This is a genomic window from Streptomyces sp. NPDC001156, from assembly GCF_053598275.1.
The window spans coordinates 1-16,895 of the sequence record NZ_JBSFJX010000179.1 but is presented as its reverse complement, the minus strand read 5'-3'; the positions used below and the strand labels follow the sequence as shown (position 1 = coordinate 16,895).

General features: G+C 67.9%; 17 protein-coding genes and 2 pseudogenes. 7 read left to right on the top strand and 12 right to left on the bottom strand.

Annotated elements, in window-relative coordinates:
• Positions 1-526 (top strand): CPBP family intramembrane glutamic endopeptidase (locus ACWDA7_RS41095; protein ID WP_450611708.1); only part of this gene is annotated, 526 nt, incomplete at its 5' end.
• 523 nt (positions 527-1,049) lie between these two features.
• On the opposite strand, the gene ACWDA7_RS41090 is transcribed toward ACWDA7_RS41095, so the two are convergent.
• The 3 genes from ACWDA7_RS41090 to ACWDA7_RS41080 form a co-directional block, all read right to left on the bottom strand.
• Positions 1,050-1,952 (bottom strand): NmrA family NAD(P)-binding protein, encoded by a 903-nt coding sequence (locus ACWDA7_RS41090; protein ID WP_450611707.1) that lies wholly within the window; start codon positions 1,950-1,952, stop codon positions 1,050-1,052.
• Positions 1,953-2,067: 115 nt separating this feature from the next.
• A complete protein-coding gene (locus ACWDA7_RS41085; RefSeq protein WP_450611706.1) occupies positions 2,068-2,325 on the bottom strand; it encodes a hypothetical protein in 258 nt (85 codons plus the stop codon).
• 88 nt (positions 2,326-2,413) lie between these two features.
• Positions 2,414-4,057, bottom strand: a complete 1,644-nt coding sequence (locus tag ACWDA7_RS41080) for an MFS transporter (protein WP_450611704.1) — start codon at positions 4,055-4,057, stop codon at positions 2,414-2,416.
• Between the two features lie 190 nt (positions 4,058-4,247).
• On the opposite strand from ACWDA7_RS41080, the gene ACWDA7_RS41075 reads away from it, so the two are divergent.
• Positions 4,248-4,841 carry a TetR/AcrR family transcriptional regulator gene (locus tag ACWDA7_RS41075; RefSeq protein ID WP_450611702.1) on the top strand — a complete coding sequence of 198 codons (594 nt, stop codon included), beginning with the start codon at positions 4,248-4,250 and terminating at the stop codon, positions 4,839-4,841.
• Positions 4,842-5,438: 597 nt separating this feature from the next.
• On the opposite strand, the gene ACWDA7_RS41070 is transcribed toward ACWDA7_RS41075, so the two are convergent.
• From ACWDA7_RS41070 to ACWDA7_RS41060, 3 genes are all read right to left on the bottom strand, one after another.
• The gene (locus tag ACWDA7_RS41070) at positions 5,439-5,636 is read right to left on the bottom strand and encodes a hypothetical protein (RefSeq protein WP_450611700.1); all 198 of its coding nucleotides are present in this window, start codon (positions 5,634-5,636) and stop codon (positions 5,439-5,441) included.
• Between the two features lie 210 nt (positions 5,637-5,846).
• Positions 5,847-7,103 carry an RNA polymerase sigma factor gene (locus ACWDA7_RS41065; RefSeq protein ID WP_450611698.1) on the bottom strand — a complete coding sequence of 419 codons (1,257 nt, stop codon included), beginning with the start codon at positions 7,101-7,103 and terminating at the stop codon, positions 5,847-5,849.
• A 7-nt stretch (positions 7,104-7,110) separates the two neighbouring features.
• Positions 7,111-7,458 (bottom strand): YciI family protein, encoded by a 348-nt coding sequence (locus ACWDA7_RS41060; RefSeq protein ID WP_450611696.1) that lies wholly within the window; start codon positions 7,456-7,458, stop codon positions 7,111-7,113.
• A gap of 1,018 nt (positions 7,459-8,476) precedes the next feature.
• Here ACWDA7_RS41060 and ACWDA7_RS41055 point away from each other — a divergent pair.
• Both ACWDA7_RS41055 and ACWDA7_RS41050 read left to right on the top strand, forming a co-directional pair.
• Complete coding sequence (locus ACWDA7_RS41055; protein WP_450611694.1) at positions 8,477-9,727, top strand: hypothetical protein; 1,251 nt, start codon at positions 8,477-8,479, stop codon at positions 9,725-9,727.
• A 243-nt stretch (positions 9,728-9,970) separates the two neighbouring features.
• Positions 9,971-10,185 (top strand): annotated as a pseudogene (locus ACWDA7_RS41050) (hypothetical protein); the annotation flags it as partial.
• A 69-nt stretch (positions 10,186-10,254) separates the two neighbouring features.
• Here ACWDA7_RS41050 and ACWDA7_RS41045 read toward each other — a convergent pair.
• Together ACWDA7_RS41045 and ACWDA7_RS41040 are read right to left on the bottom strand one after the other, a co-directional pair.
• A complete protein-coding gene (locus tag ACWDA7_RS41045; RefSeq protein WP_450611692.1) occupies positions 10,255-10,695 on the bottom strand; it encodes an integrase core domain-containing protein in 441 nt (146 codons plus the stop codon).
• A gap of 259 nt (positions 10,696-10,954) precedes the next feature.
• Positions 10,955-11,647: an arsenate-mycothiol transferase ArsC gene (locus ACWDA7_RS41040; protein ID WP_450611690.1), complete on the bottom strand. Its 693-nt coding sequence runs from the start codon at positions 11,645-11,647 to the stop codon at positions 10,955-10,957.
• Between the two features lie 162 nt (positions 11,648-11,809).
• Here ACWDA7_RS41040 and ACWDA7_RS41035 point away from each other — a divergent pair, with 162 nt between their 5' ends.
• Both ACWDA7_RS41035 and ACWDA7_RS41030 read left to right on the top strand, forming a co-directional pair.
• Entirely contained in the window at positions 11,810-12,211 is a 402-nt protein-coding gene (locus ACWDA7_RS41035) for an ArsR/SmtB family transcription factor (protein ID WP_450611689.1), read from the top strand.
• Between the two features lie 83 nt (positions 12,212-12,294).
• A complete protein-coding gene (locus tag ACWDA7_RS41030; protein WP_450611687.1) occupies positions 12,295-12,546 on the top strand; it encodes an integrase in 252 nt (83 codons plus the stop codon).
• A gap of 75 nt (positions 12,547-12,621) precedes the next feature.
• Here the strand turns inward: ACWDA7_RS41030 and ACWDA7_RS41025 are convergent, their stop codons facing one another.
• The 4 genes and pseudogenes from ACWDA7_RS41025 to ACWDA7_RS41010 form a co-directional block, all read right to left on the bottom strand.
• Complete coding sequence (locus tag ACWDA7_RS41025) at positions 12,622-13,797, bottom strand: PP2C family protein-serine/threonine phosphatase (protein WP_450611685.1); 1,176 nt, start codon at positions 13,795-13,797, stop codon at positions 12,622-12,624.
• 184 nt (positions 13,798-13,981) lie between these two features.
• Complete coding sequence (locus ACWDA7_RS41020) at positions 13,982-15,040, bottom strand: SpoIIE family protein phosphatase (protein WP_450611710.1); 1,059 nt, start codon at positions 15,038-15,040, stop codon at positions 13,982-13,984.
• A gap of 81 nt (positions 15,041-15,121) precedes the next feature.
• Positions 15,122-15,286: pseudogene (locus tag ACWDA7_RS41015) on the bottom strand (GAF domain-containing protein); the annotation flags it as partial.
• Positions 15,287-15,740: 454 nt separating this feature from the next.
• The gene (locus ACWDA7_RS41010; RefSeq protein ID WP_450611683.1) at positions 15,741-16,247 is read right to left on the bottom strand and encodes a Fur family transcriptional regulator; all 507 of its coding nucleotides are present in this window, start codon (positions 16,245-16,247) and stop codon (positions 15,741-15,743) included.
• A gap of 335 nt (positions 16,248-16,582) precedes the next feature.
• On the opposite strand from ACWDA7_RS41010, the gene ACWDA7_RS41005 reads away from it, so the two are divergent.
• Positions 16,583-16,895 (top strand): RNA polymerase sigma factor (locus tag ACWDA7_RS41005; RefSeq protein WP_450611681.1); only part of this gene is annotated, 313 nt, incomplete at its 3' end.

Below are 16,895 nucleotides of genomic sequence, written 5' to 3'. Positions count from 1 at the left end.
AGCCTCGATGCAGCGTGGCCTGGACTGCGGCCTCGTCCTGGCCGGGGCCGTCCTCGCCGTCTACCTCCTCGCGTGGCACCTGCCGCTGACCCACGCGGCCTTCACGGACAAGCGCGCCGCCGGTCTTTCTGCCGCGAAGCAGTTGTTCCGGGTTCTGGTGCGCGTGCCGTTCGGCACGGTGCTGCTGGAGGAGGTGGGTTTCCGTGGCGTCCTGTGGGCCCTGATCACCCGACTTCGTGGCCCCGTATGGGCCACGGCGGTCTCGTCCACTCTCTTCGGTTTCTGGCATGTGCCGCCGTCGCGGGGGCTCACCAAGGCCAACACCGCGGCCGAAGCCGTCTTCGGTGCCGGGACGGCCGGCGTCATCCGGTCCGTCGCGGCCGCCGTCGTCGGAACGGGCATCGCCGGCGTGCTCTTGTGCGAACTGCGCCGCCGGTCCAGCAGCCTGATCCCGCCCATGGCCCTGCACTGCGCCCTCAACAGCTTCGGCTACGCCTTGGCCTGGGCGGCCGCCCGCAGGCAGTAACTGACGCCTGGCAGGGGCCACGCCGCGCCTGGGCCAGCGGGCCATCGTGCTTTTCCGACACCTCGTCAGCCGACTTATTTTTGGCAAATGGCTCCCTGCACCGGCGGCTTCTTGAATGGCCGTCGGGTTCACACGGCGTAGGGATTGCAAGGACGAGTGCGGGACGTCCAGTTCCTCGTTGTGCCGAAGATATGGGCTGAGATTGTGACACAAGCGGACACTGCGGGTTCACTCGCACGCCGGCACGCTTCCGGCCGTACCGCCGGAAGTCCGCACCCCCAGGGTGGGACGCGGTCGAAAGGACGACGTACGCTGCCACTGCACGGCCCACGGGGACCCGGCGTCGGCCGGTGACCGAGCGCGTCGGAGGCGATTGCCCTGCTCACGTGGGATCTGCACCGATCTTCCGCAACAACCGCGACGTCGACGTCGCGCTGCGCCAGGCCCTGAGAGCTCGTCAGGGTTGGGGCCCGGCCGGCCCCGCGAGAGAAGTCGCCCTGGGGCCGGCCCTGACCGGGGCGGTTTAGCCCAGGTAGAAGTCCTTTCGGGCGGTCACGAACGCCTCAATCGACTGGGCGGGGATGCCCGTCACGCGCTCCACACCGTCGGCGGTGCGGTTGTAACGGTTGTCCCGGTGGAGCTGAGCCATGGTGGCGACGTGCTGTTCAAGGTGCGGCGGCATCCCCAGATTCGGGAGCTGTGCCTCCCACCTCTCCGGCGGCACGTCCACGTAGGACACCGGTCGTCCCAGCGCCCGCGAGAATTCCGCGGCCAGCTCCGTCATGTCGACCGAGCGCGGCCCGGTCAGCTCGTAGACCTGCCCGATGTGCGGAGTCGGATCGCGGAGCACAGTGGCGACGACCCGGGCGACGTCGTCCACGGCGACCGGCGAGGTGCGTCCGGTGCCGAACGGCAGCGCGATCGTGCCGTTCTCCTGAATCGACCGCGCCGCCATCGTGGTGAACAGCGGAGTGTCCAGGAACGCCGTCGGCCGGATGTGCACCACGGGCAGCCCGGACCAGTTCAGCACCTCCTCCGCCAGCCAGTGCAGCCGCTGCTGGTGCGACTCCTCGGTGCTGGTGGCGGTCATCTCCGACACCGTCATCTGCGACAGGTCGACCAGGGCCTCCAGCTTCCCGTACTCCTTTGCAACGGAGGCCACCACGGTCGCCGCCAGCAGGTGGTCCGGCGACACGCGCATGGCGAAGTACATCCGCGCCACGCCTTGGAGCGCGGCCGCAACCGTCTCGGGCCGGGTCAGGTCACCGATGACGACCTCCGCGCCGAGCGCCCGCAGCTCAGCCGCACGCTCGTCCTCGCGACGGACCATGAAACGCACCGGCACATCCTGAGCTCGCAAGTGCTCGAAGGCCGTACGGCCCACGCCGCCGGCGCCGGGGATAAGAACAAGGTTGCTGGCAACCATCAGTCGATCTCCTTCGGGGTCATGGAATAACTGAGTTGAGGTGTGATCAGAGCGTCAGCGGAGCTGGCAGCAAGGCGTTGGCCCGGCGATGCCACCGCTGATCCGGGTGGCGATTTCACCGGGGTCGCCAGTGCTGTCGGGGGGCTGCGATTGACGGGCGGAGGAGGTCGGCGGCACCGAAGTCAGCACATGCGTCACCTGCGCGGGCGCACTCCTTCGAGCACCGTTTCGACCATCCGCCGGACAGCCCCTCCTCCAGCGAGGAGCCCGCCCGCAGCATCACGTGCGACAGCATCGGCCCCACGATCAGATCGGACAGCTCCAGATCGACGTCGCCGCGGATCTCCCCGGTGTCGATGCCGCGCTGCAGCACGCTCTCGATTACGGCGGTGTCGGCGGCGGCCCTGCGGGGCGTCCCCGGCGGGCGGTCGCCTCCGGTGTTTGGCGGGGATGATTCGTGATCACCTTTGGGCCCCTACGCTCTGGCGTTCGGGCTTATCACCGCCGGCGGCCACGGCGGCGCCCACGCGCGGCAGGAAGAGAAGCACGACGACCGCGCCGACCAGGGCTACGGCGGCCGACCCTATTGCGGTGATGTGCATGGCATGGATGAAGGCGTCGTGCGCGGGCTGCACCAGCACCCTGCCGGCCGGTCCCAGCTTCTCGGCGACGGACAGGGTCGCCTCGACGGATTCACCTGCGGCGTGCCGGTCGGAGGCGGGCAGTACGCCCAGGTGGCCGTCGATGCCGCTGCGGTAGGTGGTGGACAGCAACGCCCCCAGCACGGCGACCCCCAAGGCCCCGCCGACCTGCCGGAATGTGTTGTTGATCGCGGATCCGGAGCCGGCCTTCTCCCGTGGCAGCGACGACATGATCATGACGGTGGCGGGCGGCATCACATGCGCCATCCCCGTACCCATCAGGAAGAACAGCACTTCCAGCACCCAGATGGGGGTGTCCTGGCCGAGCAGCAGGAAGCCGGCGAAGGCCACGGCGGTCAGGACGAGGCCGCTGGCGCACACGGCTCGGGCACCGAAGCGGTCGACGACCAGCCGGGCCCGCGGGGCGAAGAACATCTGGGAGGCGGCCAGCGGCAGCACGAGCAGACCGGACTGCAGGACGCTGTAACCGCGCACGCTCTGGTTGTAGAAGACGCTGAAGAACGTGACGCCCGTGAGGGCGAAGAAGACCAGGCCGATGGCGGCGACGGACGCGGAGAACCGCCGGTTGCGGAACCAGGTGATGTCGAGGACCGGATGGTCGCTGCCGCGCTGGTAGACGACGAAGACCCCGAGGAGCGCCAGGCCGGCAACGATCGGGCCCCAGGACTGGGCCACAGTGAAGTCACCCTCCTGGCCGCCCTTGATGATGCCGTAGATCAGCGAGACCAGGGCCAGGATCGAGAGCACGACGCCGACCGGGTCGAGCTTGCCGGGCTTGGGATTCTTCGAGTCGGGGACGATCGCCACCATCGCGACCGCCGCGGCGACCACGATGGGCACGTTGACCAGGAAGACCGAGCCCCACCAGAAGTGCTGCAGCAGGATGCCGCCGGTGATGGGGCCGAGGGCGATGGCGAAACCGACCACACTGGTCCAGATTCCGATGGCCTTGGGCTGCTCCTCGCGCTCGAAGACGTTCATGATGATCGCGAGGGTGGCGGGCAGGATGAAGGCGCCGCCGAAGCCCATCACAGCGCGGAAGGCGATGAGCTGCCCGGAGGAGGCCGACACCGCGGACAGCGCCGATCCCGCGCCGAACACCAGCATGCCGAAGAGCAGCACCTTCTTGCGGCCGAGCCGGTCACCGAGCAGACCCGCGGTGAAGAGCAGTCCGGCGAAGACCAGCGTGTAGGAGTTGATCGCCCACTCCAGCTGGCTCTGGGTGGAGCCGAGTCCGGTGGGAGCGGGCTGGGCGATCGTCTTCGTCGCCACGTTGAGGATCGAGTTGTCCAGCATCACCACCAGGAGGCTGAAACAGAGCACGGTCAGGATGGCCCAGCGCCGGCGGTGGACCGCCTCGGAAACCCTTCGCTGGGCGGGCGGCACGGGTGGCGTGGACCCCGCGGGCGTCGAGGAGTCGGTCGGGGTGGGTGGTGATGCCACAGGGGGTCTCCAGTGCTGTCGGTGGTTCTGCGATTGCGGGGCGGAGGCCGCCGGCCTCAAACGGTGGGAGGCAGCGCGAGGCCTTGCTTGACCTGCGGGGTGATTCCGGTGGCCTAAATAGATGTCGCAATCACACTAAACACAGGTTAGGATAGATGACAAGCGACAGCCATCTGAGGAGAGTGATTCCGTGGGCCGCGTATCCAAGGCGCAGGCACAGGAAAACCGGCAGCACGTCGTGGCCACCGCCTCCCGGATGTTCCGCGAGAAAGGCACCGCGGTGAGCATCGCCGACCTGATGAAGGCCGTCGGGCTCACCCATGGCGCGTTCTACAAGCAGTTCGCCTCCAAGGAGGACCTGGTCGACAAGGCCATCGCCCACGCTTTCGAGGATTCGGCGGCGCACTCGCCGGTGTCGCTCGAGGAGCACGCCGGGGAGCACGAGGCCGCCCGCCGGACGCTGATCGAGGACTACCTCTCGATCTGGCACCGCGATCACGCCGGGGACGGCTGCCCCGTCTCCGGATTCGCCGCCGACCTGGCGCGCGACCCCGACCAGGCCGCCCGCTCCCAGCAGGTCTACATCAACGGGGTACGGAACCGCGCCGCTCGGCTGGCCAGCGGCGAAGACGACGGCATGGTCCAGCTCTGCACCATGGTCGGTGCCCTCGTCCTCGCCCGCGCCGCCCGGGGCAACCCGCTATCCGAAGAACTGCTCCAGGCCGCACGCACGTCTCTCATCGAGAACGGCAGCGGGCAGTCCGACACGGCCGTAGCGCAGTGACCGAGCGAACTGCCCACAGGCACTGATCAGTTCTTCTGGAAGTGATGCAGCCCGTTTGCCACCTCGAGGACCTTCCTCCCAGCGCCTTCCTGACCGGCGCTGACACGGTGGTCGGCTGTCATCCTCTGTCAACGCTGGTTCGCGTCGGACGGCCCAGCGACGGCCCCGGCCGATGGGGCGTCCCGTTCCTGCCACTCGCCGTCGGATCGGGCATGCAGGGGGCACGCGTCTCAATCTATTGCGTCTTGCTACCGCCTCGGTGCCTGTGCTTTCAGGGCTTGCCAGCCACGGGCGGGCGAAGAGCCGTGGCTCGGCCTACGGCAGCAAGCCGTTCGAGCGGCGGCTCCTTGTCACCCTGGCCGATCGTGAGCCCGATCCGACGGTCGGTCTCTGGCCGCTGCCAGACCTGCAAGCTTCCGGCCGGCTGGCAGAGGGAGTCGATCGGCTCAGGCACCGATAGGCCCTCGAACCTGGCCCGCCCTCAAGTACTGCCAGAGGTCGACCGTTTCAGGCTCCCCCCAGCGAGAGGTGAGTGGAGTGATCAGCGCATCAAGGTGTGCTTGTAGATCTGTGTCGGCGACCCGCGAGGCTTCACCATCAGTCGTCCCAGAAGTCCTGGCTGGCCCGGAGGACGAGCAGATGGTGACTGGGGCCGGAATAGGCGGCGTTGTCCCGGTTGCTCTCCGCGGGGAAGGGTCGGGCAAGCAGGTCATCGATGAAGGACAGGTGCTCCCCGAGAGCGCAGTCAAGCGTGCCGCTGGAGTCAGCAGTGGTCGGCAGGCTGGACGACAGCATCCGAGCCTGGCCGGGATGCAGGGTCCCTGTGCCAGGGGCCGCCGGCTGCCGACCGCCCCAGCCACGACGTGTTCTGGCAATGACGCACTGTGTGCCTTCCTCTTGGGTGGGAGCGAGCGGCCGGCGGTGCCGACACATGAGCGCGGGCGCCGCCGGTCGCCCGCGCCCGCTCGGAGGAGCGAAGCGACGACGGGTGCTTGAATCTGAAGGTCAGGAGCCGGGCCTGGTAGTGCCGAGTTCCTCGATCCGTGAGATCAGGAATTCTCGCTCCACCTGGTTCTCACTGAACAGCAGCGCCTCCTCGTAGGACGACCGGGCCTCTTCCTCGCGTCCAAGCCGGCGCAGTAGATCCGCCCGGGCCGCACCCACATACCCGTACGACGCCAGCTGTGGCTCCAGCACCAAGGAGTCCAAGGCCGCCAATCCTGCCGCAGGGCCGTCTGCGAATCCGACCGCGACCGCCCGGTTCAGCGCGGCGATCGGGGAGGGCCAATGCCGGAGCAACACGTCGTAGAGGCCGAGGATCTCGCGCCAGTCTGTCGCCTCCCAGCTCGGTGCTTCGTCGTGGACGGCCGCGATCGCGGCCATCAGTGCGAAGCGGGTGGGCGGTCGGCGCCGCAACGCCTCGCGCACCAGCGCGCGTCCCTCCGCGATGAGGGCCTGGTCCCACAGCGAGCGGTCCTGGTCAGCCAACAGCACCAGCCGGCCGTCCGGGCGGACCCGCGCCGCTCGCCGCGCGTCGGTCAGCAGGATCAGAGCCAGCAGCCCTGCGACGCCCGCGTCTCCCGGAAGGAGCTTCCTGAGCATCCGCGCCAGGTCGGTGGCGCGCGCAACGAGGTCGCCGCGCACCAGCTCGCTGCCGCTGGGCGCCGTGTGCCCGGTGGTGAAGACCAGGTTCACGACGGTCAGCACACTCTCAACCCGTGCGGGCAGATCCTCGGAGTCGGGAACCCGGTAGGGGATCCGCGCGGCGGTGATCTTCTTCTTCGCGCGGGTGATCCGGGCGGCCATCGTCGTTTCGCTGACCAGGAAGGCGCGGGCCACCTCGGCCGTGGTGAGTCCGCACAGCAGCCGCAGCGTCAGCGCGACCTGCGCCTCCGGTGCCAGCGCTGGGTGGCAGCACGTGAAGATCAGCCGAAGTCGTTCGTCGGTGATGTCCTCGCCGTCGCCGGGCCCGAGCCTTGCTTCTTCGTCCGCCAGCAGCGGCATCACACGCCGCAGGGTCGCTTCGCGGCGGATCACGTCAGTCGCCCGGTTGCGGGCCGCCGTGGTCAGCCATGCACCCGGCCGTGCGGGGATCCCGCTCTCGGCCCACGCGGTCAATGCGCGTGTGTAGGCATCCTGCACGCACTCCTCGGCGAGGTCGATGTCGCGTGCGACGCGCACCGTCGCGGCGAGGACGAAACCCCACTCGCGGCGGTGCGCGTCGGCGATCGCCTCACGGATCCGCTCCGCGGCGATAGGCATGGTGCTCCTAGCTGAACGTCATGATCGGCCGCACCTCGACGCAGCCGAATTTCGCGGGCACCTGCTTGGCGATTGCCAGCGCGGCGTCCAGGTCGGCGGCCTCGATGAGGTAGTAGCCGCCGAGCGCCTCCTTCGTCTCGGCGTACGGGCCGTCCGTGACGATGTGGCCACCTTTGCCGTCGGTACGCAGCACCGTGGCGGTCGTGGTCGGCTGGAGGGCCTGACCGCCCACGAGGGCGTCCTTGTTGTCCGCACCAAACTTGTTGTGCGCGTCCATGACCTCCTGGAAAACCTCAGGGGTCGCGTTCGCGTACTGGGCCTCGTCCTCGTAGATGAGCACCAGGTACTGAGACATGACGACGATTCCTCTCGTAGGTGGGCTCCCGATGAGCCTCTCACCACTCCGACGAACGGCGCACAAGCCGGATCGACACCGTGCTCATGATTTTTTTGCTCTCCATTTGAGGACGTCCGTCGTGGGACGGGGCGCGCGTGCCAGCACAGATCAGGTACCTGGAGGTCCGCCGACAAGACCGACTCAGCGGAACCCTTCATGAGTACCGACGTACCGCTTGACCAGGTCGGATGATTTATCGGCACCCGCAGAGTTGACCACTGACGATACGGTCGTGGTGGCGCAAGGACGACTCCGCCCACACGACCGGGCAGGCGACCTTGGAAGCCATTGTGCAAGTAGGCCGTTCGCAGGGAGCGGACTGACGCATGAACTCCGGCAGCTCCGTGAGGCATCCTCGGTGCGCCAGACCCACGGCTGGACGGAACGCTCGGTCATCGGCGGCAAAGAGTGACAGCCAGGCAAGCCCGACGCCATCTGCAATTCCACGAACGGCTTCCGCACCCCGGTCACCCGGCAGCTCAATGACGAGCCGACGAGCACCGCGCCCGCGGAGGAGCAAGCCGAAGTAGCCCCCGTTCCCAGCACCGGCGGCGGTGAACCTACGGCCGCCGTTGGGGAGGGCGAAGACTGTGTCATCCTGGACCCGCTCATGTCGACGACGTTCCCCGTCCACAGCGGCCACGAGCCCCGAGGCTTGCCGCTCATGGTGACGCCGGAGAGCGTGACGGAAGCGAAGCCGGTGACGTTGCTGGAGTCCGGGCTTGATTCATCCGCGCACCACTGCCAGGCTCCAAGACCCGGCCGAGTACGGACCTCGGTGGTCCGCGTAACTTTGCGTCTGCGGCCCCTTCGACTGCACTCGACGTCGGACGCACAAGACCCGACAGCGACTCAGAGAGTGACCGTGAGGACCGACAACGATGGACGGGCTCTGCGTTCTGCGGCTCGGATCCGGACAGCTCCCTCGCTGGCACTGCTGGTCATTGCGCAGCCTCGGCCACGCGCAGCCGTATGGATGTCCGCGGCAGGTATCGCGCTGTTCGGGCTGGTCGGTGCGAGCGCACCCAACCACAACACGCTCAGGGCACCGATCACCTGGCTTCGATTGCCTGCCATGCCCGGCACCGTCTCCGCGGCGGTCACTTATGCCGCCATCGCGCTGTCCTGTCTCGGAACGCTCTGCATGCTCAACGCCCACAGGCAGGGCTGGAGTCCCAACCCGCGGCTCCTGTTCCGCGCTGGTGCACTCGCCGTGCTCGTCGTCGCCGATCTCACGCCGGTCGGCTCCTCCGACATGGCCAGTTACGCCGCATACGGCCGCATCGCCGCGCTCGGCGGTGATCCGTACTCAACGACCCCCGCCCAACTGGGAGGGGCCTACGCACGGCTGGTGAGCGTGGGGTGGCAGAACACCCCCTCTGTGTACGGGCCTGTCGCAACGTGGTGGCAGGCCGTCGCGGCGTTCGTCGGCGGTGATCGGCCGTGGTTGACGATATGGGTGCTGATGCTCGCGAACGCAGCCGTTTTCTTGGGCACCGGCTACCTGCTGCTCCGCACCGCCGACGATCCGGTCCGGGCCGGCCTACTGTGGATCGCCAACCCGCTCCTGATCGGCGTGCTGGTCGCGGGTGGGCATCAGGACACCATCGTCGCCTGCCTAACCGTCGGTGCGATCCACTTCGCCCGCAGGGCTACCCGATGGCACCACGACCTGGTCGTCGGAGTACTGGTCGGCCTGGCTTGTGGTGTCAAGATCAGTGCCGCCCTGCTCGGCGTCGGACTGGCATGGCCCTTGCTGCGTTCAGGCGCGTGGCGACAGGCTGCCCGACAGACATGCGCGGCCACGCTGGCGCTGGCCATCCTCTACGGCGTGTACGGCCTGCACGCCCTCGCCCCGCTCTCTGCCGCATCGCATCTGGTATCTACACCCTCGTTGTGGGCAGTGTTCGATCGGTTGGGTACCGCGTTCCTGGGCCCTCGTGCGGCCGCAACCACCACCAGTGTCCTGTGGCCCATCCTGATGCTCGCGCTGGCCTGGGCGCTCCGCCGCCGGGTCCCGGCGGACACTCCCACCGTCGTCGCCGTACCGTTCGCGCTCGCTTTCGCCTGGATCCTCACGGCACCTTGGACGATGCCCTGGTACGCGGCTGTCGCCTGGGCACTGGCGGCCTTGTTCACCCAAGGCCGCCTCACCCAGTACCTCATCGTGACCACCGCCGTCCTGGCCCTGTCCCATAACAGCGGCGGTCACGGCTGGACACGGTGAAAAGCCAACGCCACCCAGGTCGCCACGGACACGGCATCCCTGGAGGGGACACGTCGTCCCGTGTCGTGGTCCGGCAGCGGGCGCAAGGTTCTTCTGCTTGCGGGTGCCGATCGGTTTTCCGCCCTGCGTCTGCCGAAAACCTCATCCGTCCAGGAGTCGGTGCGCGCGGTGCGGGTTCTCGAGCACAGACCCTCGAATCGGTGCTCGCGCACGGCTGGCGATCACCCTCGATGATGGCAGGTCGTGCTGCTTCGACTGGCCTACCTGACCGTGACGAACGCGTTCGCAAAAGCGCTTCGTCGGGTGCGGCCGCTCGTGCGCCCAGACCCGGTACTGCGCTGGCACCACGATCTGGCCGCGCGCCGCCACACGCTGCCCGCTCCCGGCCCAGGCGCCCCGGAAGGCCACGGACCGTACGCTCCATCCGGCTCCTGGTACTGCGGCTGGCCCGCGAAAACTCCTGTGGGGCGCCAATAGTGCCGTACACCTTGTGAGCTGGGCGTTCGCCTGCGCAGCCGGGATCCTTATCAGGCGGTGTCGCGGTACTCGTGAATCAGTCCGCCGATGTCGTGGCGCTGGATGTGCCGGGCCGGGAACGGTATGACGTTCGGGTCGTCGGAAGGCACACGGAGATCCAGTGCCCGGTGTGGCCTTCCTGTGTTGTGGTGCGCCGCGTACTCGGCGAGGACGCGTCGGCCGTGTTGCTCGGTGTAGATCAGGATCCGGTCGGTGCACTCGGCGCGGACGCTGCGGATGAACCGCTCGACGTGGGCGTTCATCGTCGGCGCATGCGGAGCGGTCTTGAGAATCTCGATGTTCTCGCTGGTGAACACGGCGTCGAAGGCCTGGGTGTAACGGCTGTCCCGGTCGCGCAGCAGGTAACGGAAGCCGGAGACCCGATCGCCGAGATCGGCCAGGAGGTTTCGGGCGAGTTGGGTGGCCCAGGCCGCTGTTGGGTGGGCGGTCACGCCGAGGATGGATGTGCACGGTGCGGGTGCCGACCTCCATGACGGCGAAGGCGTAGAGCCTGGTCGAGTACGCCAACCTCTCGCCGTGGGCAAGGACAGCAAGGGAGGGGCTGCAGCCAGGCTCAATGCGCCGATCATGCGAACAGCGATGGCCCCTACTCCCTTGGCGAGCGATCAGCGAGTCAACGCCTGTGCTCAACCATGCGCTCACCGTCCAACTTGAACACAGTCTGCACTTCCCGCTCAACCAGCCAGCCCATCAGTGCAAATCGGAGTCGGCGTGACGGCCCGAAACCGGTCTGCCGAGCAGTTCGTGGGCCAGCGCGTCAACGCGCCCGGCCAGTGCGTCTCGCACCGAGCGTGCGCTCTCGATGTCGAGGCCGGACAGGTCCGGCAGGTCCCAGGCCAGGTAGCGCCGACCTGGCAACACGGCGCAGGCGTCGCCGCATCCCAAGGTGACGACCACATCCGCAGCCGCGACGACCTCGGAGGTGACGGGCTTGGGAAACTCGTCGCCCGTGCCGAGATCCTGCTCGGCGAGCAACTTCCGTACGATCGGGGCGATCTCGCTGCCCGGGTGGGACCCGGCGGTACGGACCTCGACCGCATCCCCGGCTCGGTGACGCAGCAGAGCCGCAGCGAGCTGGGAGCGGCCGGCGTTCTCCGTGCAGATGAACAGCACCTGCGGGACCGGCTTGGGGCGCAGGCCCGACGCCTTGGCCAGCTCGCCCAGCCGCTGGTCGGCGAACCGCTCGACCAGGACCGGCAGGTAGCGGGTGCTGCGAGCGCCGTGCTGAAGGAGTTCGGCGCACTCGTCGACGTAGGCAGCAACGGTTTCGCGGGAAAAGGCTCGGCCGTGGCGAGCGGCCAGGCTGCGGGCGATGCGTTCCAGAACCGGTCCGGTGTCACGCAGGGCGGGGGCGGCCGGGTGGTGGCGGCGTGGCTGGTCCATGGGCACCTCTTCCGGTGGCGCGGACAACTCTCCCTGCCTCGCAGCATAGGTGTGTGTCTATGTATTGGACAGGCGCGTGCAGAGGTGAATGCCAAATGAACAAGTCGGTACCAGGGCGTTCGAACAGTGGGGGAACAAGGAGGCACCGCTTATGGTGACTGGATGGCCAGTTCTGCGTATGGCGGGGCGGTGGAAGCGGTGACGGACCAGCCAGGAACGTGCACTCCGTCCCTGTCCTGTCTGCTGATCGACCGCGACGAAGCCGAGCGGCTGGCTGTCATGCTGAAGGCCATCGCCGACCCGACCCGGCTCCAACTGCTGCGGCTCATCGAACGAGCCCCGAATGGCGAGGCATGTGTCTACGACCTCACTGAATGCCTCGGCCTGCGCCAGCCGACCATCAGCCACCACCTCAAGGTCATGAGCGAGGCCAGGCTTGTGAACCGCGACCAGCGCGGCACCTGGGCCTGGTACTCGGTCAACCACGAGGGGCTGCGCCGCATTCGGGAGATATTGGAGCCGGTGGGCGAGGCGGAGGACGCAGCGGAGGCCGCGGCCGCCTGACCCTGTGGGGCTCGCAAAGTCACCGCTGCACGTGGGGGCCTGCGTGCCGAGACCTGGGCAGTGGCTGGGATGCTGTACGGGTGATGACCTCGCTGCTGTACCGGGCCACCCGTGCGCTGGTGTCCGTGCCGGCGGTACTGCTACGCCGAGAGACAGCCAAGGATGCCGAACTGCTGGTGCTACGGCACGAGAACGCAGTAATGCGACGGCAACTCACCCATCCGATCCGCTACCAGCCCGCCGACCGGTTCTGGCTGGCCGCACCGTCGTCGCTGATACCGCGCCGCCGCTGGAGCAGCGTCTTCCCAGCAACGCCAGGGACGCTACTGGCCTGACACCGAAGGCTGACTGCTGCTCCAAGGAGCGTTGCTCCAGGGGGCGTTCGCCACCGTCCTCGCAGCCCTCTGCCCTCAGCCGCCCGGTGCGACACGATGGGTAACCAGGGCCGTGAGGTCGTCGTCGAGGGCGCCTGAGACGTAGGCGCGCAAGTCATGGTGGAGGTGGGTGAGGAGCTGGCGGGGCGTGGCCAAGGACCATCGGCGGATGCGCTGGTTGAGGGGGTAGAAGGTCCCGGTGAGGTCGCGACTCTCGCTGACGCCGTCGGTGTAGAGCAGCAGTCGATCGCCGACGGTGAAGGGGACGGTGTCGACCTGGTAGGGGGCGCCGAGCAGGGCGGCCATGTTGACGGGCGGTGACGGCGCGCTGGGTTCCACCTCGCGTACTTCTCCGTCGTGCAGCAGCAGCGGAGGAGGGTGCCCGCAGGTGACCAGGCGCGCGATGGGCTGCCCAGCGGGGATCTCGACCAGCAAGGTGGTGACGAAGCGCTCCATCGCGTCGTCACTGGCAAGGTCCTCGCAGTATTCGTTCATGCTGGTCTCCAGCCGGGCTGCCAGGTCCGCCAGATCGGGTGCGTCGCGCACGTTCACCCGGAACGAACTGAGCACCACGGAGGCGGCCTCGACGGCGGGGAGTCCCTTGCCGCGCACGTCACCGATGATCAGCCGCACCCCGTGCTGGGTCTGGCGCGCTTCGTAGAAGTCGCCGCCGATCCGGGCGTGCGGGGCGGCGGCCTGGTAGAGGAGTTCGATGTCGACGTGCCCGAGGTGGGGCGGTAGCGGACGTAGTAGCACCTGCTGCGCGGTATCCGCTACGGTGCGGACATCGGCGAGGGTACGCTCCCGGTGCTGGCGTACCCGGCTGGCGTAGGCGGCGGCCAGGGTGATGGCCGTGATCGCCAGCATCGTGAACAGGCTGGGTGTGTCGCCCAAGTCGTGGTTGTAGGTGGCCGCGAGCCCGATGGCGGCGACGAAGGCCAGCAGTCCGATGGCCAGCGTGCCGGCCAATGGCCACATGGCGGCGGCCAACGCCGGCGCTGCCCCCAACAACCGGTTGAACTGCAGGTGGGGCGTGAGGACATCCGCCACCACGGCCAGCGCGATCACCAGCAGTGGCGCAAGGCGGATCCACTCGAACGGCTGGCCCACTTGCCGAATCCGCCGGAGGTGCCGGTTGGGGCTGATCCGCTGCCGCAACGGCCGAAGGGCGATCCTCTGGGGTGCCGTGGGATCCTTGACCTGCACACTCATGTCTAGGCTCCTTCGATGGGAATGGCACGTACACGCGCGTGTTCGCGGAGCGAGTACAGGTCGGACTGCTCAGGGTTGGCCTGGGCAGTTGCCGCCGGACCTGGTGCGGTGGGCTCGACTTCGACGCCCGCGACGACCGGCGGCCAAAGGGCTCTTGAAGGGTGGCGGCTTTCGGGATGGGGGCTCATGTCGGAAGGTCTTGTTCAGTCCAGACGGTCTTGCCGGAAGCGGTGTAGCGAGTCCCCTGATGCTGTGTGAGCTGCGTCACGATGGACAGGCCGCGGCCGCTCTCATCGCTGAGCCCCGCCTTCCGCAGGCGGGGAGCCGCGCTGCTGGTATCGGAGACCTCGCAGATGAGTGTGCGGTCGTCATTGATCAGGCGGAGTTCCACCGGCCTCGTGGAGTAGCGAACGGCGTTGGTCACGAGTTCGCTGACGACCAAGGCGGTGGTGTAAGCGAGTTCGTTGAGCATCCATCTCGCCAACTGCCGACTGGTCCACCTGCGGGCGGCGGCGACAGCGGCGGCGTCAGGTGGCAGGCTCCGGGTCGCTACGTTCTCGGCGTCGAACGCCCGGGTGCGGGTCACCAGCACAGCCGGCTCGCGTCCGGGAGACACGCCGCAACGGACACCCTCAAGGATCTCCTGTGTATCTGGTCCGGATCGGCTCAACACCTCGTAGAGACGTTCTGCCGTCGCCTGTGCATCGGGAAGCGGGGCGTCATCACCGCCGCTGTTCAAGAGCAGGATGCTGCCCGAGTGTATGTCGATCTCGGTGGCCTCGAAGGGCTGGCCACCGGCGCCCAGCGGTGGATGGGAGGCCAGGAGGGGGGAGTTCACGGTGCCGTCCGAGTGGACGACCACGAGGTGAGCATCGCCCGCCCGGGACAGGGAACAGCGCTCGGTGACAGGGTCGTAGACCACACACACGCAGCTGGAACCAACGTACTTCAGGCCGAAGGGGTGCCGGCATGGAGCCTCGTGTTCTCGGTCCAGGCGGCTCGCCACCTCGTCCAGGCACGAGAGTATTTCGTCGGGCGCCAAGTCCTGCAGGGCGAGCGCGAGGATCATGGCTCTCAACTGGCTCATGCCCAGCGCAATGTCGGCGCCCTCCCCTTCTGTTACGCCCACCACCAGAGCCACCCGCGCGCCGGACAGAGGGATGATGTCGAACCACTCGCCGCCGGAGCCTTCTACCGGAACGTGACTGCGGGCAGCCTCAAGTGCGCTGAGGGATGGAAGCACCTCAGGAAGCAGGGCCCGTTGCAGGAGCCGGGCGCGGGCCCGCTCTTGGATGCGGCGGCGGACGAAGTCGATACACGACGCGGCATGTTCCGCGAACCTGCCGGCTGCTTGAAGGTCGCCCGCGTCGTAGGGAGCCGAGTCGGCCCGGCGATACAAGGCAACCAGGCCGAGAACAACGCCTCGCACTACAAGGGGCACCACCATGAGGGAGTGCACCCGTGCCTCCCGCATCACGCGTGCGCGCGCCGAATTGCGGGCGTGACCATGGGCTGTCGTCGTTCAGCTCGCGGATGAGGCGCGGGCGCAGATGGGCAAGAGTCTGTCGGTAGGGGCTCGTCGGCGGGATCTGGCTCACGTCACCGACCGCATAGGCGGGTCGGACCCCACTGGCTCCCTGCAGAGACCGGAAGGCGGCGCGCCGAAACGGCGTGCTTCCGCAAAGGGCACCGGGTGGGGGCGCTTCGCCACGCAGGGTCAGCTCCAGCAGCTCCACGGTGACGATGTCGCCCAGCTCGGGCACTGCGGCCTCGGCGAGCTTCTCGGCAGTGCGGAACATATCCGTGCCAGTGTCGCTCGCCAAGTTCTTCACTTCTGAATGGGTGCGGACAACCACGATGATGGTCCTCTACGCAGGGGCAAACTCTGAAATTGAGCGTCGCGAGGCCGAACGGGCGCCGTGCCGCGAAACGATTAGCCGTGCTCAGCGGGCGGCGCAGCGCGGGCACGCACCCCAATAGGTCACCGCAGCCTCGTCCACCCGATAGGACTCGGGCAGCTCGGCCACAAGACACGGGGCCTCGCCGATCACGCAATCCACGTCGATGATGTCGCCACAGAGCCGACACACGAAGTGGTGATGATTGTTGTGCCGCTCGGCCTCGTACCGGGCCTGCTGGCCGGTGATCTGTGTACAGCGAACCAGGCCGACCTCCGTGAGAACGCGCAAGACGTTGTAGGTGGCCTGCAGGGACAGCCCACCTGTGGCGTCTTGTGCCCGGCCCCGGACGGCCTCGGCGTCGGGGTGACCGCCCAATTCCTCGATGGCGGTGAGTACCGCCATGCGCTGCGTGGTCACCCGAAGCTGCGCCTCGCGCAAGCGCGCTGCGGCTCGATCCATGGGCTCGGGTGCATCTCGATCCTTGCCTGCTGTCCCGGCCCGATGGGTGCCCTGACGCACAAGACCCGAGCCGACTCGAAACTTGGCCATCGTTTCTCTTCCGGGTGAGTTACGAGTCCGACGACCTCCAGGCGCCGGTTTCGAAGCCGCTCAAAGTCGCGAGGTCGTGATCTCGGCGGCGTCCGGCCCCGGCCACATGGGCCGTTCGGCTTGTCTCGATCCACTCTAGATACTTGAATCATTCAAGACAATAGAGACTATCCACTCTTACCTACCTTTAATCGAACTAATCCCCCGTAGCACCACTTCGGCATCACTGTCCCCTCCCGCCCCGGGCGACCAGGACACCTCGGCTCCTTGATCCCCTCGCCGGAACCTGGCCACGGCACCGCTGCCCCTCTACAGCGGACGACAGGGCCTCTCTCATGGCGACGGACATGCCTGCGGACACGGCGGCCGCCGACGAGCGTTGGCAGCGCATGTGGAGCCATCGCGAGCAGCTGCTCAAGGTGGCCCGGCGGCGATCCATGAACCAGAAGGATGCCGAGGACGCCGTTCACGAGGCGATACTGCGGGCCGCGGAGCGTCCGGACCTCGACGGCGAGCGGCTCGGCGCCTGGCTGACGACGGTGACGATGCGGCTGTGCGTCGACCGGCACCGGCAGGTCAACCGCGAGGCAGAGGTGGGCAGCCGCCCCGCACTCATAACGCCGGGCCCAGTATCCGTCGAAGAGGGGG